Genomic DNA, 15,185 nt, shown 5'->3' with positions numbered 1-15,185 from the left:
TTTCGCAAGGCGTTTTCATTATACATGAACGGCCCCTGCCCGGTCGACCGTATTCGACATATTTCCTTGAAAAAGAGATCGCATTAGCAGCTTAATTCTCCCAAATATACGCTTCAAGTTCATCGACGAACTTGCGGAGCTTGCCGGCCGTTCTCCGGCTGATGACACCGTCCTGGTACATCGTCTGGACCTCGTTGCGCTGCTCTTGAATGGCTTCAAGCTTCAGCTCCAGCGCCCGGTCCTCGGCAAGTCCCGAAGGATCGGTCTCCTCATTCCTCTCCAGACGGGCCAGCATCTGCCGGTAACGCGCTGCCGCCCGGCCGTATACGGCGTCATTCCCGCCGTTCCTTCTCTCTTCCAGCGCAGCGACCGCCGCTCGGATCATGACTGCTCTGGCCCTGCAAAGATTCTCTGCCTCATCGGAATTCCAATCCGGCTTCCGGCCTTCTGCGGACCCGGAACGCCAGCCCGAGAACATCGTCGCGAGGAGACGTCCCACTTCACCGGCCGACAGCCGAAGCTGCGAGTTCAGCCGGCCGGTGAAGAAGGTCTCCCACCGGTCCAGCATCTCCAGCAGCCGACGGCCGGCCTGCTCCGGCACCTCGCCCGATGCGACGAGATGCTCCAGCGCCCTGCGCTCTGCGCGCAGACCGGTCAGCCGGGCTTCGGCAATCTGCCGCCGCAGCTCATGCTCCCGGCCGTCCGGAGAAGCGTGCTCATGCTCCAGGGCCAGCTCACGCGCGCCCTCGGCGAACTGGCGGACGGCAGGCAGCGCGTCCGTCCCGCTGGCCGCAGCCAAATCCCGCAGCCGGCTCAGACCGGTCTCCGTAATCCGTCCGATGGCGGACCGCTCGCTGCTCTTCTCCTCTTGTTCGTCCGCGAGCAGCGGCAGCAGTATGCTTGCGGTCAGCAAGGACACGAGAATGACGCCGGCGGCCAGGAACAGGATGAGATCCCGCTCGGGGAACGGCGAATGGTCGCCCAGCGTCAGCGGAATCGAGAATGCGCCCGCCAGCGTAACGGCGCCGCGCACACCCGATACCGCCGTCAGCAGCAGCGGCTTCCATCCCAGTTTCTCTCCGGGGGAGAAGAACAGCCCGGAGGCTGCGGAGATTATCAGCCAGAGCAGGCGAATGGCAATTAGCAGCGCCGTGATGGCAAATACATAGCCGATCACCCGGAGGTTGTCGATCGCCGTATCCCGGAAGATCACCGAGAAGACATCGGGAAGCGACAGGCCGAGCAGCAGGAAGACCAGACCGTTCAGAATGAACAGCAGCACGGACCAGGTGCTGGCCGATACGAGCTGCAGCTTGTATTGCGGCGCTACCGCTCGGTCCTTCTCTACGGCGTAGATCATCCCGCCGGCTACCACGGCCAGAATGCCCGATACGCCGATCTCTTCGCTGATGAGATAGATCAGGAAGGGCGCCAACATTTGCAGCAGCATGTGAATGGTAACATCCTCCATCCCCAACCGGCGGATGAACACGCTCAGCCGGATCAAGAGCCAGGCCAGCACCGCTCCGGCGATCAGGCCGCCGGCGGCAATAAGGAAGAAGCTCCCGATGGCCCGGGGCAGGGAGAACACGCCGGTGACGGCTGCGGCAATCGCAAATTTGAAAGCGACCAGACCGGACGCATCGTTCATGAGGGATTCCCCCTCCAGAATCCGGTGGATGCTGCCCGGCAGATGTACCCTGCCGGCCAGGGCCGAGGTCGCCACAGCGTCGGTCGGCGAGAGGATGGCGGCCAAGGCGAACGCCGCAGCCAGCGGAATGGACGGGATCATCCAGTGGATGGCATAACCTCCGGCGAGGACCGTGATGAATACGAGACCCAGAGCCAGCATCAGAATCGGAGCGCGCAGCTTCCAGAGCTCGTCGCGCGGGGTCCGCCGACCGTCATTGAACAGCAGCGGCGCGATGAACAATACGAAGAACAGTTCAGGCTCCAGCGTCAGGTGAATGCCTCCCGGCCATACCGCCGCAGCAGCGCCCAGCACGATCTGGATAACGGGAACCGGCACGAACGGAATGAAGCGGTTCAGGATATTGGACAGTGCGATTAAGGACAACAGCACCAGTACTGCAATTAAGGTTTCCAAGTTTTCAACTCCAGATGCCGTTTTACCTCATTATAACGACCCGTCCTTTTCATCGCAAAAATAGGCCGATACTCGGCCAAAAATTCACACATCATTCACGAATGATATATAGACAAATAATATTTTTGTGTTATAATATTATATTTTTTTATTGAATATCCATTGGCTTTCTTCTATGCTGGTAAGCATTCGGCCGTGCTTCAGAGCGGCTGACATCAGTTGAAGGAGGCTGTATAAGTATGCAACTTGCACCGGGACTCTTCCTGCTTGAAATTTCGGTATCCGTAATGGGGGGAGCGCAGACCATTTATCCGGTTCTTCTCCAGGATTCCGATCACACGGTATTGATCGACACCGGCTACCCGGGCGTATACGGAAGCCTTCGGGAAGCGATTGCGGCGGCCGGAGCCGATCCCCACCGGTTGGATACCATCCTGCTGACTCATCAGGATCTCGATCATATCGGAAGCCTCCCCGACTTTCTTGAGGGCGGTTCCGGCATCCGAGTCTACGCCCATGAACTTGAGATCCCCCATATTCAGGGGGAACGAATGCTGCTGAAGCATACGCCCGAAGCACTGGCCGCCGCAGAATCGGCTCTCCCGTCTTCCGTACCGGAGAAGTGGCGCCGGGCCTTCCTCCATACACTGGCTCATCCGCCGCGCGGACGGGTAGATCAGGTGCTGAGGGGCGGGGAAACGCTGCCGTTCGCAGGCGGACTCCAGACGGTCTGGACTCCGGGGCACAGTCCGGGCCATCTGGCCTTCTTCCACCCGGGCAGCCGAACCCTCATCGCCGGCGACAGCCTGACCGTCCGCGGCGGCGCGCTCTGCGGCCCGGATCCGGATGCTACTCCGGATATGGCGGCGGCAATCGTTTCCCTGCGGCAGTATCAAGCTCTGGAGCCGGAAGCCGTGATCTGTTATCACGGAGGCTTGTTCCGGGGCGATGTGAGGGAGGCAATCTCGGCAATTGTTGAGCAGAGACCGAATTTGTAGAAGAGGCGGGATCATTCAGTCAGTCAGGCGGCGATTAGCCTGCAGCGGTCAGCCTGCTGCAATCAGCCGAATGCCGATATTCCAAGGATCCCGCAGCATATCCTGGCCCTCCTCCACCGGCCAGCCCGCTTTTCGAACACGGCTGATCAGCTCATCCCGGTCCTTCTTCGTTGGCAAGAGCAGAGTGAAGAAGTCGATTCCGGCCTCATCCTCGTTCGCAGGCGTTGCTCCCTCGCCTGCCCAGACATTGAGTCCGATATGGTGATGGTAGCCCCCGGCCGCGACGAACAGAGCCGAGCGGCCGTAGCGGGCCGTCAGATCGAACCCCAGAACTTCGCAATAGAACTGCCGGGCCTGTTCCAGATGACCCACATGAAAATGAACGTGTCCCATGACAGTCCCGTCCGGCAGCCCGTTCCACACTAGCCCGGAAGAAGCCTCCACCAGTCCCTCCACATCTACAGGGTCGGCCGTCATAACGACACGGCCCTCCGGGTCGTAGGTCCATTCCGACCGGGGACGGTCCCGGTACAGCTCAATTCCGTTGCCGTCCGGGTCCTGGATATAGAGAGCCTCGCTGACCAGATGGTCGCCTTGCCCGACATCTATTCCGTTCCGGGCCAGATGACGCAGTACCAGTCCCAGGCTCTCTCTGTCGGGGAGAAGCAGCGCATAATGATACAGTCCGGCTGCGGGCCGGCGGGGCATACGCGGGGACCGGCTCATTTCCCGCAGACGCAGCAGCGCGGAACCGTCGGCCGTTCCCAGTTCGGCAGAGCCGGCTTCCCGCTTCAAAAGCCGAAGACCGATCATGTCCTGATAATAATTCAGCGAACGGTCCAGGTTGGCGACCCGCAGTTGGACCGTTCCCAGTTTCAATGCCGAAGGCAATACAGCAGCAGACATCGGAAATCCTCCCTATTCATGTGTACTTGTATGAATGTGTTCATTCCTGCATTCGTTAATCATTCATCATCGTCATTCAACTATATTTATTATAGTTTATTACTTTTTGTTTGTAAATAGCGACAAAAAAACTGTCCTTCCCGCTGGCCGAAATCCCCCCTGCTTCCGCAGAATGACTTCGTTCGCTGAATGAACAGTTCCTATAGACCAACCTAAGCAGACCTAATCGCTGCCGTCTCCGTTCGCTGCCCGGTCAACTCGGTCCAACCCTTCCAGCAGGCGCTTAACCCGGCCCGCGTGAGGCTTGGCCAGCCGCGCCTTGCCGAGATTGGCCGCCGCAATCCGCCGGATGCGCGCGTCTTCCGCCTCTGTCATGCGCTCCAGCAAGGCGAAGCCTTCCTCGGGTTCCGCCGCCGCCAGAACGCTTACCGCATAATCCAGCGCCTGGATCAGCACGCGTTCCGGTTCAGAGCGCCGCTGCGCTTCACGCCCCGCCAGCCGGGTCAGCACCGACTCGGCCGTCCGAAGCGCAAAATGCGCCTGTTCCTTGACGCGAAGCAGCGGAGGATGCGCCAGCGCGGCGATGATGCCCCGCTGTTCCAGCTCGTTCGCCTCCTCCAGCCAGAGCTCCACGGTCTCGCGGAGCAGGGCGAAGTCCGCCTCACCGGCCAGCTGGAGCCCCATCGCAGCCGCCTCGCGGATCCGCCACCGCTCATCGTTCATTCCCCGGCGGAGAAGCTCGCGGCGGCTTCGCTGTCCTTCCGGCGAAGCCGCCGCAAGCCCCGTTCCCGCCGCCAGCATGGCGCAGAACGGCAGGATGACGCGGGGCTCGTTCGTGCCCGCGTCATCCGGGCCGATGCGCGACCACTTCGCGACGGCCTCGTCCAGCTCCCGCCATGCGGACAACGCCGTCAGGCGGGCGAATTCGCCCGCCATGCGGAGGTTGATCCGCGGCCCGGGAAGTCCGCTGTCCCGCATCAGCAGCTCTTCGATTCCGGCAGCCGAACGGCGGCTGCGGAACGCTTCCTTCAGCTCCTCGGCTTCTGCGCTTGATCCCATGCTCTTCTCTCCCTCGCCCCTTAGGCCGATGTCAGAATGATCGGTTCTCCCGAAGTTACGATAATCGTATGCTCGAACTGGGCAACCCGGCTGTTGTCCGGCACGGTCAGTGTCCAGCCGTCGCTCTGCTGGTCCACGTACTGCGCGCCCGTCGAGAGAAAAGGCTCCACCGTAATGACCTGCCCTTCCTTCAGTACGGTCGTGATCCGCGGTTCATAGAACGGAAGAATCTCGTGGGGTTTATCATGCAGCGATTTGCCGATTCCATGGCTGCAAAGATTGCGGATGACCTGATAGCCGCGCTTGCTTGCTTCCAGCTCCATCCTTCTCCCGATCTCGTTCACCTTCATGCCTGCCCGCAGGCTCATAATGACCGCCATCATCGTCTCTTCGGCGCTCTGGCAGAGCCGAGTCAGCCGGTCGGTTACAGGCGGGAGCTGGAAGGAGACGCCTGCGTCGCCGTAATATCCGTTCAGTTCGGCCGAGACATCGATGTTCACCAGATCGCCCGCACGAATCACCCGTCTGCCGGGAATGCCGTGGGCTACCTCTTCATTGACGCTGATACAGGTGCTTCCCGGAAAATCATACGTCTTGATCGGAGCCGATACGGCCCCGTGCCGCGTCAGAAATTCAGCGCCGATAGCATCCAGCTCCGCCGTGGTCATTCCCGGCTCCAGCTTGCTCCGCATTTCGGCAATGGTCATGCCCACCACGCGGCCCGCCGCCTTCAAGCCTTCCAGGTCCCGTTCATTATTACATATCATGCTGCTCCATCCCTCTCTCGGTTTCGATACTGCTATCATGTGCAGCCTTCTCTGCAGGGGTTACCGCTGTATTATGGCCGGACTTGAACTCCTCTCTATTATACCAGTGTGCTCGCCGCACGCAAAAAAAACGCCCCGGTGCCGCGTCGGCGGACCGGAGCATCTTTGCTTGCCTGGCAGGGCGGCCTAGCGGATGCCCGCAGCCTTCATCCAGGCTTCGGCAATCAGGGCATGGCCTGCCGGAGTCGGATGAACGCCGTCGGCCGCCCAATAGGCCGGATCGGCCAACGCGGCCGCATTGAAGAGGCCGTCAAGCGGAACGAGCCGGGCGCCGTACTCCCGGGCGAGCTTGCGGACGACGGCAATCTTGGGGTCAAGGTCGCTGCGCCATTCCCGGTCGAGTCCCGGGACCTGGAGGACAAACGGCTCCAGCAGAATCAGCCGGACATCGCCGGCGGCCAGCGTACGGTCCAGCAGATCGCGGTAGCTCCGTTCGAACGCTTCCGCTGTCGTTTCTTCCCCTTCATCATAACGGCGCCACGTATCATTAATCCCGATATAGAGCGAGAGCACTGTCGGCTTTAGCGCCAGCGCATCCTCTTCCCAGCGGCTTTGAAGATCGGTTGCCCGGTCTCCGCCGATTCCGCGGTTATAGAAGGTCAGCTTCTTCTCCGGATACAGCCGGCCCAGTGCGGAGGCCAGAAGCAGCGGGTATCCGTGGCCCAGGGATTCCGAATCGGTGCGGTCGCGTCCTGCATCGGTAATGCTGTCCCCCTGGAATACAATAATGTCATGATCTTGCAGCAGCATGAATGATCCTCCTGTTCTTCACTAGCGGATTTACGCCGAATCTTCTTCACTCTATACCTCCGTTCCGGCTTTATCAACCCTCAAATCCGCTGCCCGGGAAGGCTGAATATGATAGAATGGGAGTCGGCTTCCGCAGGGGCGGAAGTCCGCAAATCGAAGACGTTGTACATCCAGGCCTCTGCTGCCTTGGTGCAATTTCATTTGGAGGAATGTTACTTGTTCGCCCGCATACGCGGTTTATTCCGTATCCCTAACTATACCCTGTTCGTCGCCGGCATGATGCTGATCGGCATTGCCGTCTCCGTAACCAGCCCTTATCTGAGCCTGTACTGTACCCGGGTAATCGGCATGTCCACTGGCTTGTTCGGCCTCTTCATGGCCTGCGTATCCCTCACGGGGGTACTCGTCAATACGATTCTCGCCAAATATGCCGACAGCGGCCTGAACCGGAAGCTTGTCATTGTCGCCGCCACCGCCTGCTCCGCCCTGGGATATGCGTCGTATCTCGTGTTTCATGAATATATGCTGATGCTGATTACCGTCTCGCTGCTGGTCGGCTTCGGAGCGCCTGCCGTTCCGCAGATCTTCGCCTCGGCCCGGGAAGCCGTCAGCGCCAGCGGACGGACGGACAGCACCTTCGCCAATTCCCTTCTGCGCTCGCTGTTCTCCCTCGGCTTTCTCATCGGGCCCTTAATCGGCAGCTTCCTGCTGCTTCAGCTGGGGTACCGGGGGGTCTTTCTCGGCACCTCCGCCTTCTTTGCGGCGGTCGGCTGCTGCGTCTTCTTCTTCCTGCATTCCAAGCAGGAAGCCTCGCCCGTCCTGAACCTGAAGCGGATCGGACCCGCAGCCGGCGAACGGACCGTATCCCTGCGCGAGCGGCGGATTCTGCTGCCTTTTCTGGCCATGATTCTGCTCAGCATGTGCAATACCACCTATAACCTGAACATTCCGCTCTTCGTCGTCAACCAGCTCGGAGGCACCGAATCGCAGGCAGGGATCATCATTGCGCTGAGCGCCGGGCTTGAGATTCCGCTGATGATCGGACTCGGAAGCCTCGCCTCCCGTTTCGGCAACCGCAAGCTGATGATGACGGGCTGTGTGCTGGCCGGCATTTATCATATTCTGCTGCTGAATGCGGACGGGCTGTGGCAGGTGATCGCCGGGCAGCTGCTTCAAGCTTCCTTCGTCTCGATGGTCGTTGCGATCGGCCTGAGCTACTTTCAGGATCTGCTGCCGGCGACGCCGGGCCTGGCCACGATTCTGTATTCCAATTCTTCGACGCTCGGCTCACTGCTCGGCAACCTGACCGGCGGCCTGGTGGCCCAGATTGCCGGATACCGGAACGTCTACTGGCTCTGCCTGGGACTCGTCGCCGTATCGCTGGCGCTGCTCTCGCGCGCCGGCCGCGGGGAGAAGACCGATGAGGCGCAGCCTGCGCTTCCTCTCTCCTGACGCCCCGCCCCGCTTCGTTCCCGCTGCTTCAAAACAGATCCATGCTCAAGTAACGCTCCCCCGAATCGGGAGCGATGCAGAGCACGGTTCGTCCCGGTCCTCCACGGCGGGCTTCGCGCAGCGCCGCCCATACCGCCGCTGCTCCGGAAGGCCCGAGCAGCAGCCCTTCCCGGGCGGCCAGCGCCCGCATCGTCTCTATGGCCTCGAGGTCGGCGACACGGACGATCTCGTCGTAGATGCCCGTATTCAGGATGGCCGGCACGAATCCCGGGCTGGTTCCCACCAGCTTGTGCGGACCGGGCTTCCCGCCGGAGAGCACCGGAGAACCTTCAGGTTCCACGACGACAATCCGCAAGTCCGGCAGCTGCTCGCGCAGCGCTTCGCCCGTTCCGGTAATGGTTCCGCCCGTTCCCGAAGCGGCAACGAAGACATCCAGCCGCCCCTCGGTCTGCGCCAGAATTTCCGGCGCGGTCGTCGTCCGGTGGATAGCGGGATTCGCCTCGTTCTCGAACTGCTGCGGGATGAAGCTGCCGGGGATCGCTTGCGCCAGCTCCCGCGCCTGCCGGATGGCCCCCGGCATCCGTTCCGCCGCCGGGGTCAGCACGACCTCCGCTCCATAGGCTTTCAGCAGATTGATGCGTTCGGTTGTCATATTGTCCGGCATCACGAGAATGGCCCGGTAGCCTTTGGCCGCCGCGTTCATCGCAAGTCCGATGCCGGTGTTGCCGCTGGTCGGTTCGATAATTGTCCCGCCCGGCCGCAGCAGTCCCCGGCGCTCCGCTTCCCGAACCAAGTTGTAGGCAGCCCGGTCCTTGACGCTTCCGCTGGGATTGAAGCGTTCCAGCTTCACCAGCACCTCGGCGTCTTCCGGGCCCGTCAGCCGGTTCAGCCGCACGGCAGGCGTGTTGCCGATCAGGTCCAGAATGGATTGCGCTACTTGAATTCCCATCCGATTTCCCCGCTTTCATGAACTAAGATTCATTCATTGTAACGAATGCGGGCGGAGAACCGCAAGAATCGTCAAGAACACCGGTTCCCGTATCGGTACAATAACTTACGAAGGAGGCGAGAACGATTTCGACTTACGAAGCGATCATTCAGCAGGCGGTGGATTATATCGAGGAGCATCTTTGCGAAGAGCTGACGCTGCAGGAACTGGCCCGGCTGGCAGGCTTCTCCGATTTTCATTTCCACCGCGTCTTTCAGGCGATGGCTGGCGTCCCTGTCATGGACTATGTCCGCAAGCGGCGGCTGGTGATGGCGGCATTCCGGATCGCGCATACGGACGACAAGCTGATTGAAATTGCGCTCGATTGCGGTTTCGGCTCGCCGGAGACCTTTATCCGCGCCTTTCGCAAGCTGTTCGGCATGACCCCCGGAGACTACCGGAAGCGGGGAATTCACGCTCCGGCCTACGGCAAAGCCGAATTGCAGCGGAAGCGGATCCATTCTTATTTAGGAGGAATTCGCATGAATTATCGGATCGAAGTGAAACCTGCTTTTCACATCCTGGGGTACAGTCTGACTACCCGGAGCGATAACGGACAGAACAACCGGGAGATCCCTGCCTTCTGGCAGCGCTACATGCAGGAGGAACTCGGAAAGACCTTGATGGACCAGGCGGTATCCACGGCGGAATACGGCATCTGCACCGATCACAACCTGGACACCGGCGATTTCGCCTACGTCATCGGCGTCGAGTGCAAGCCGGACGCGAAGCCTCCGGAGGGCGCTGCGGTTCGGAGCTTCCCCGAGCAGACCTACGCCGTCTTCACGACTCCCCGGGTTCCGGCAGAGCAGTTCACCGCTTCCATTCAGGAGACCTGGAACAGCATTTACAGCGAGTGGCTGCCCCACTCCGGCTATGAACTCGCTCAGGCTGCGGATTTCGAGTATTACGACGAACGCTGCTGGCGCGACCGGAACGAGCAGCTGGAGATGGATATTTATGTGCCCGTCGTTCCTCCCAAGAAGGAGACCGCGGCCAACTGACGCTGCCGGCAAGCCGCCCGGCAGGCGTTAGAAGCCTGCCGGGCGGCTTGCGGTTGCTGCTGAATTCCCCGCCTTCTGTCAGGTCCAGGGAGGTCCGGCCTCCGCGGCCGGTTACTTCTCCTTCTCCCCCGCTTCTTCCAGCAGCTTCAACGCCCGGTCCGCCCAGCGCAGGTAAGCGCCGTAGATCTCTTCCCCGAACAGCACCGTCAAGTAGTAGTACAAATGATCCGGGCTCTCCTTCAGGACCCGCTCCAGATTGCCCGCAAAAACTCCCATCAGCTCCGCATTCTGCGCATGGCGCTCCCGGAACGCTGTTATCCGCCGACGGTTCTCTTCGGCCGGGACGGCGGCGCCGAAGAACAGCTTGACCAGCACTTCGTATTTGACATATTCCCGGGATTCCGGAAGCCCCAGCCAACGGCGGAGCTCCTCCTGCCCGGCCGCCGTTATGCGGTACAGGCTGCGCTCCGGCCCTCTCCCCCTCTTCGCGGCGGCGCGCTCGATCAACGCGTCTTCCTCCATCGTCTTCAGGGTCGGATAGATCTGACCGTAACCGATCTCCCAGAAATGACGGATCATGCCGTCGATCCTCTTCTTGATATCATAGCCGCTCAGCTCCTCATGGTTCAGCAAGCCGAGAATAATGTAAATCGTATGATTCATTTTGGCCATACAGACCCCTCCCGTTCAGAGCGATAAATCTCACTCCCTTGACTATATCATGATGATATAGTTAAGACAAAAAAACGGCCGGATCAGGCCGCTGCGGGAGGATAACAGATGCCCAGACGACAGAAAATTCGCAGGCTGCTGCTGTTCGTATCGTTCTTGTTTTTTCCGGCGACCCTGTACTATTTCTCGCCTTATCTCATCCTTACGGGCGGAGCCGCAGGCGTTGTGAGCGGCAGCTTTCTGATGTTCGCCGCCTTGTTTCTCGGATCGCTGGTCTTCGGGCGCGCCTTCTGCGGCTGGCTCTGTCCGGCCGGCGGCCTGCAGGAATGCTGCCGGACGGTCGTGGATACCCGCCTTCCCGGGCGACGGATGGACCGGATCAAGTTCTGGATCTGGGTCCCCTGGCTGATCGGCATCGCCGCTGCCTTTGTCCACGCCGGCGGCATCCGCTCGGTCCATCCGTTCTACATGACGAATCACGGCTTCTCCGCCGCCGATCTGCCGGGTCTGGCCACTTATTTCGCCGTGGTCGCCCTTATAGCCGGGCTGGCGATGATTACCGGACGCCGCGCCATGTGCCGCTCTATCTGCTGGATGGCGCCGTTTATGATACTTGGCGTCCGGCTCCGGAATCGTCTTGGGCTGCCATCCCTGCGCCTTGTCGCCGATCCCTCCCGTTGTACCGGCTGCGGGACCTGCTCCCGCAACTGTCCCATGAGTCTGGAAGTAGCCGGGATGGTTCGATCCGGCCGGAACGATCACCCGGATTGCATTCTCTGCGGCGTCTGCGCAGATGGCTGTTCCCGAGGCGTGTTGTCCTTCGCTTTTCAGACTCCGTCCCGGAACTCCGCAGGAGAGGGGCGCCCTCACCCGGCAGCCGAATCCCCCTCCGCTGCGCCAAGCGGCAAGCTTCATTGACACGGACCGCTGTGCAAGCGCAGAATAATGGGGTTAATAGACCTATAGAAGAACAGCAGCACAGCAAAGGAGCCTAACGACTAACGATGGAAACCGCATTTCAAGCTTTGGTGGCCGATCAGGCCGAGACTTTCTCTCTAGCCGTACAGCGCCTCGAGACCGGCGATCTTCCCGCCGGCGAAGTGTTGATCCGGGTACAATACTCCGGCGTCAATTACAAGGACGGTCTGGCGTCCGTTCCGAACAGCACGATCGTCAAGGCGTATCCCTTCATTCCCGGCATTGATCTGGCGGGGGAGGTCGTCTCGTCCGAAGACAATCGCTACAAGCAGGGCGACGCCGTCCTCGTCACCGGTTACGGTCTGGGCGTCACACACTTCGGCGGCTTCAGCGAGTATGCCCGCGTTCCGGCGGACTGGATTGTTCCAATACCGGAGGGTCTCACCGCCCGGGAAGCCATGATTCTGGGAACTGCTGGATTTACGGCAGCGCTGTCGGTTCAAGCGCTGGAGCAGAGCGGCATCGTTCCCGAACGGGGCACCGTTCTGGTGACCGGCGCAACCGGGGGCGTAGGCAGTTCGGCCGTAGCCATGCTCGCCCGCCTGGGCTATCATGTGGCGGCCAGCACAGGCAAGCCGGATGAATCCGGATTTCTGCACAGCCTTGGAGCGGCAGAGGTTCTCTCCCGCACCGACGTCTACGACCCGGAAGCCAAGCAGCGCCCGCTGGACAAGCAGCGCTGGCAGGCCGCCGTCGATCCGGTCGGCGGACCGCAGCTGGCCTCGATCCTGAGCAAGATCGCCTACGGAGGCGCGGTGGCCGTCAGCGGCCTGACCGGAGGCGCGGCGGTTCCGGTAACCGTCATGCCCTTCATTCTGCGCGGCGTCAGCCTGCTTGGCATTGATTCCGTAGAGTGCCCGGCCGAGCTTCGCCGCCGTGTCTGGAGCCGTCTGGGCACCGATCTGAAGCCTGCCGAGCCGGAGAAGCTCGTTGACCGGGAAATCGGTCTAAGCGAACTGCCCCAAGCGCTCAGCGATATTCGGAACGCCAAAATGCGCGGCCGCACCCTGGTGCGGCTGTAGACAGACCGGTCATGGACAGCTCGAAATGACCAATAAGCCTCCGTTCCTTGAGCAGGAAAGGAGGCTTATTTGCGTGAAAACCCCGTCTGATGATGCCTCGTTTTAGAAATCGGTTCCGGAGCGGACCGTCCGGTTGCGTCCCGCATCCTTGGCACTATAGAGCGCAGCGTCCGCCTGACGGAACAGCTCGTCGCCCGTCTCCGCGTGCAGCGGATACTCGGCGATGCCTTGGGAGACCGTTACAGGAACCGCCTGGCCGTCCTTGGATTCCCCGATCGACCGCCGAATCCGCTCGGCCACCTCATACGCCTCCGTTCCCCCGGTCCCTCTCAGGAGAATAACGAATTCTTCACCTCCGTAGCGGCAGCAAATGTCTCCTGGCCGTACCATGGACGACATTCGGCCGGCCACCAGCTGCAGAACCGCATCCCCGGTCTGATGACCGTAAGCATCATTGATATCCTTGAATTTATCCACATCCAGCGCAATAAGGGAGAACGGAATCTGCAGATCCATCCACTGCTCCATAGAGGCTTCCATCACCCGCCGGTTAACGAGCCCGGTCAGCGGGTCGGTCATCGCCGCGTGCGTCAGCTCCTCCCGCTGGCGGCGCACATTGCGGATCGCAACGCGCAGCGCCCGGGCCAGCAGATCGGCCTCCCGGATCAGATGGACTCTTCGTCCCGGGACCTCCAGATGCTCGTCGCCGATCCGCCCGACCAGATTCGCCAGGAGAACAAGGGGGCGAACCAGTCTCCGCGCGCACCAGACCACGGCGGCCGCCAGCAAGGCGTACGGAAGAATCATGCTCTTCAATTCGTCGCGTATACTCCCGTTGAGCTGCTCGTACACCAGGCTCATGGGAGAGACAACTACGATCCCCCAGCCGTTGGCCTGAACACTGGAATACCCGGCCAGCACTTCCTGGCCATCCGGATCAAGCGTCTTCATCTGCCCGCTCTGGAGATTCTTCAGCCGTTGAATCAGCTCCCCTTCGCCTGCGCTGGTGCCGAGCCGCTTGTTGTCCGGGTAGAACAACAGCTCCCCTTCCGTCCCAACCACATAGGAATAGGAACCGTCGCGCTCCCGGCCCGCTCCGAAGAGCAGACTCAGCACATTGTCCTGATCCAGATAAATCGAACCGCCTACAGCTCCGGCATAAATCCCGTGCTTGTCGTACACCGGGTAACTCATGTACACAATCAGACGTTCGGCGAGCGGGGAGAACAAGGGGCGCGAGACGAATGGCTCGAGCAGCTGGACAGTGGCCGTCTGCTGGATCAGCAGGGGCACCTTGCTTCCTTCTGCCTTCAGATTAATTGGGGCCGCCGCCTGAATGACGCCCTCGGTGTTGATCAGCACCAGCGAATTGAAGTGCCCGCTGCTGCTCCGCGCCAGCTCCAGGTGCCGGCGAATCACTTCATTGTCAGCCGGGTCCCGGCCGATGCCGGAAGCGGCCGATTTCAAGGTTTCTTCCATGGAGCGGAAGAGCCGGCTCATCGTAAAGGCCATTTTCTCGGAATTGGAAGCGTTTATCGTTAAGGTCGCGTTAATCAGCGATTGTTTCTTCGATTGGTAGGTGGCGGCCAGAAGAATCAACGAGGAGAACACGGTGGAGACGAGCACCAGAAGAGTAAGCAACGTGGTCAGACTGACTCTGCGCCGCCCGAACACCCGGGACAGAAGCCGGTTCATGAGGTCCCCCCTTTTAACATCTTATATCCCATTATATCGAAAATTTTTCGCAAAAACGTATACCAAAACTTGAGAATCCCTCTTTTGGTCCCATAAAAAAACCGCGCCCTCGCGGGCACGGCTGCTATGTATGGCGCTTGGCGCTGATTATCGGTTCGGCTGCGCGCGGAGCCGCCTAGCGGGTCAAGCGTCCTACCGGGATATCCAGAATGACTTTGCCGATGATTTCGTCTTTGTCCACGAATGGAGTAGTTGGCCACAAATGGGAATCATAGCTGATATTCCGGTTGTCGCCCAGGAAGAAATACTTGTTCTCCGGCACCGTCACCGGCCCGAAGCTGTAATTCATCGTCACCGCCAGATAGGGCTCTTCGACCTGGGCTCCATTGCGGTAGAGACTGCCGTCCTTGACTTCCACAATGTCGCCCGGCAGACCGATCAGCCGTTTCACATACGGCGTGTGCCCATGTTCGACCGGCGGGTTGAAGACCACCAGATCGCCGAACTTCAGCGTCGTCAGCCAGAGCATCTTCTCTACCAGGACGCGGTCGCCCACCTGGATGGTCGGGACCATGGAATCGGTTGGAACTTTCATCGCTTCAGCCACATAATTACGGATCAGCAGAGACAGCACCACGGCAATGAATACGGTAGGAACCCACTGTTTCAGCCATTTGTACAAGAAGCTTACCTCCTTCATAATCGCGTTGAGTCCATCCAGCTTCTC

General features: G+C 60.4%; 14 protein-coding genes. 5 read left to right on the top strand and 9 right to left on the bottom strand.

Annotated elements, in window-relative coordinates; translation table 11 throughout:
- Positions 1–91: 91 nt before the first annotated feature.
- A complete protein-coding gene (locus RBI05_RS01780) occupies positions 92–2,107 on the bottom strand; it encodes a Na+/H+ antiporter (protein ID WP_310549913.1) in 2,016 nt (671 codons plus the stop codon).
- 239 nt (positions 2,108–2,346) lie between these two features.
- Between RBI05_RS01780 and RBI05_RS01775 the strand changes: the two genes are divergently transcribed.
- A complete protein-coding gene (locus RBI05_RS01775) occupies positions 2,347–3,105 on the top strand; it encodes an MBL fold metallo-hydrolase (RefSeq protein ID WP_310549912.1) in 759 nt (252 codons plus the stop codon).
- A 48-nt stretch (positions 3,106–3,153) separates the two neighbouring features.
- Here the strand turns inward: RBI05_RS01775 and RBI05_RS01770 are convergent, their stop codons facing one another.
- The 4 genes from RBI05_RS01770 to RBI05_RS01755 all read right to left on the bottom strand — a co-directional run bounded on the left by RBI05_RS01770 (position 3,154) and on the right by RBI05_RS01755 (position 6,647).
- Positions 3,154–4,011: a VOC family protein gene (locus RBI05_RS01770; protein WP_310549911.1), complete on the bottom strand. Its 858-nt coding sequence runs from the start codon at positions 4,009–4,011 to the stop codon at positions 3,154–3,156.
- Between the two features lie 222 nt (positions 4,012–4,233).
- Positions 4,234–5,070, bottom strand: coding sequence for a hypothetical protein (locus RBI05_RS01765; RefSeq protein ID WP_310549910.1), 837 nt, complete (start codon positions 5,068–5,070; stop codon positions 4,234–4,236).
- Positions 5,071–5,090: 20 nt separating this feature from the next.
- Positions 5,091–5,837 (bottom strand): type I methionyl aminopeptidase, encoded by a 747-nt coding sequence (map, locus tag RBI05_RS01760; protein WP_150458313.1) that lies wholly within the window; start codon positions 5,835–5,837, stop codon positions 5,091–5,093.
- 186 nt (positions 5,838–6,023) lie between these two features.
- Complete coding sequence (locus RBI05_RS01755) at positions 6,024–6,647, bottom strand: SGNH/GDSL hydrolase family protein (protein WP_150458312.1); 624 nt, start codon at positions 6,645–6,647, stop codon at positions 6,024–6,026.
- A gap of 108 nt (positions 6,648–6,755) precedes the next feature.
- Here RBI05_RS01755 and RBI05_RS01750 point away from each other — a divergent pair, with 108 nt between their 5' ends.
- Positions 6,756–8,099 carry a sugar efflux transporter gene (locus RBI05_RS01750; RefSeq protein WP_150458311.1) on the top strand — a complete coding sequence of 448 codons (1,344 nt, stop codon included), beginning with the start codon at positions 6,756–6,758 and terminating at the stop codon, positions 8,097–8,099.
- Positions 8,100–8,127: 28 nt separating this feature from the next.
- Here RBI05_RS01750 and cysK read toward each other — a convergent pair whose 3' ends face one another.
- Positions 8,128–9,048 (bottom strand): cysteine synthase A, encoded by a 921-nt coding sequence (gene cysK, locus RBI05_RS01745; RefSeq protein ID WP_310549909.1) that lies wholly within the window; start codon positions 9,046–9,048, stop codon positions 8,128–8,130.
- 125 nt (positions 9,049–9,173) lie between these two features.
- Here cysK and RBI05_RS01740 point away from each other — a divergent pair, with 125 nt between their 5' ends.
- Positions 9,174–10,091, top strand: coding sequence for an AraC family transcriptional regulator (locus RBI05_RS01740; RefSeq protein WP_150458309.1), 918 nt, complete (start codon positions 9,174–9,176; stop codon positions 10,089–10,091).
- A 111-nt stretch (positions 10,092–10,202) separates the two neighbouring features.
- Here the strand turns inward: RBI05_RS01740 and RBI05_RS01735 are convergent, their stop codons facing one another.
- Positions 10,203–10,763 carry a PadR family transcriptional regulator gene (locus RBI05_RS01735; RefSeq protein ID WP_150458308.1) on the bottom strand — a complete coding sequence of 187 codons (561 nt, stop codon included), beginning with the start codon at positions 10,761–10,763 and terminating at the stop codon, positions 10,203–10,205.
- A 108-nt stretch (positions 10,764–10,871) separates the two neighbouring features.
- Here RBI05_RS01735 and RBI05_RS01730 point away from each other — a divergent pair, with 108 nt between their 5' ends.
- Both RBI05_RS01730 and RBI05_RS01725 read left to right on the top strand, forming a co-directional pair.
- Entirely contained in the window at positions 10,872–11,681 is an 810-nt protein-coding gene (locus RBI05_RS01730; protein WP_310549908.1) for a 4Fe-4S binding protein, read from the top strand.
- Positions 11,682–11,767: 86 nt separating this feature from the next.
- The gene (locus RBI05_RS01725) at positions 11,768–12,763 is read left to right on the top strand and encodes an acrylyl-CoA reductase family protein (RefSeq protein WP_310549907.1); all 996 of its coding nucleotides are present in this window, start codon (positions 11,768–11,770) and stop codon (positions 12,761–12,763) included.
- Positions 12,764–12,865: 102 nt separating this feature from the next.
- On the opposite strand, the gene RBI05_RS01720 is transcribed toward RBI05_RS01725, so the two are convergent.
- The gene (locus RBI05_RS01720) at positions 12,866–14,458 is read right to left on the bottom strand and encodes a sensor domain-containing diguanylate cyclase (protein WP_310549906.1); all 1,593 of its coding nucleotides are present in this window, start codon (positions 14,456–14,458) and stop codon (positions 12,866–12,868) included.
- 175 nt (positions 14,459–14,633) lie between these two features.
- On the bottom strand, positions 14,634–15,140 hold the full coding sequence (gene lepB, locus RBI05_RS01715; RefSeq protein WP_191089560.1) for a signal peptidase I: 507 nt from the start codon (positions 15,138–15,140) through the stop codon (positions 14,634–14,636).
- Positions 15,141–15,185 lie beyond the last annotated feature (45 nt).

Source organism: Paenibacillus glufosinatiresistens (assembly GCF_031470375.1).
Lineage (GTDB): Bacteria > Bacillota > Bacilli > Paenibacillales > Paenibacillaceae > Paenibacillus_AQ > Paenibacillus_AQ glufosinatiresistens.
The sequence above is the reverse complement of the archived record's forward strand: the minus strand, read 5'-3'. Positions and strand labels throughout refer to the sequence as shown.

Coding starts and splice junctions, on each gene's coding strand:
- RBI05_RS01775 (WP_310549912.1), top strand. CDS start 2,347: ATGCAACTTGCACCGGGACTCTTCCTGCTTGAAATTTCGGTATCCGTA.
- RBI05_RS01770 (WP_310549911.1), bottom strand. CDS start 4,011: ATGTCTGCTGCTGTATTGCCTTCGGCATTGAAACTGGGAACGGTCCAA.
- RBI05_RS01765 (WP_310549910.1), bottom strand. CDS start 5,070: ATGGGATCAAGCGCAGAAGCCGAGGAGCTGAAGGAAGCGTTCCGCAGC.
- map (WP_150458313.1), bottom strand. CDS start 5,837: ATGATATGTAATAATGAACGGGACCTGGAAGGCTTGAAGGCGGCGGGC.
- RBI05_RS01755 (WP_150458312.1), bottom strand. CDS start 6,647: ATGCTGCTGCAAGATCATGACATTATTGTATTCCAGGGGGACAGCATT.
- RBI05_RS01750 (WP_150458311.1), top strand. CDS start 6,756: ATGATAGAATGGGAGTCGGCTTCCGCAGGGGCGGAAGTCCGCAAATCG.
- cysK (WP_310549909.1), bottom strand. CDS start 9,048: ATGGGAATTCAAGTAGCGCAATCCATTCTGGACCTGATCGGCAACACG.
- RBI05_RS01735 (WP_150458308.1), bottom strand. CDS start 10,763: ATGGCCAAAATGAATCATACGATTTACATTATTCTCGGCTTGCTGAAC.
- RBI05_RS01730 (WP_310549908.1), top strand. CDS start 10,872: ATGCCCAGACGACAGAAAATTCGCAGGCTGCTGCTGTTCGTATCGTTC.
- RBI05_RS01725 (WP_310549907.1), top strand. CDS start 11,768: ATGGAAACCGCATTTCAAGCTTTGGTGGCCGATCAGGCCGAGACTTTC.
- RBI05_RS01720 (WP_310549906.1), bottom strand. CDS start 14,458: ATGAACCGGCTTCTGTCCCGGGTGTTCGGGCGGCGCAGAGTCAGTCTG.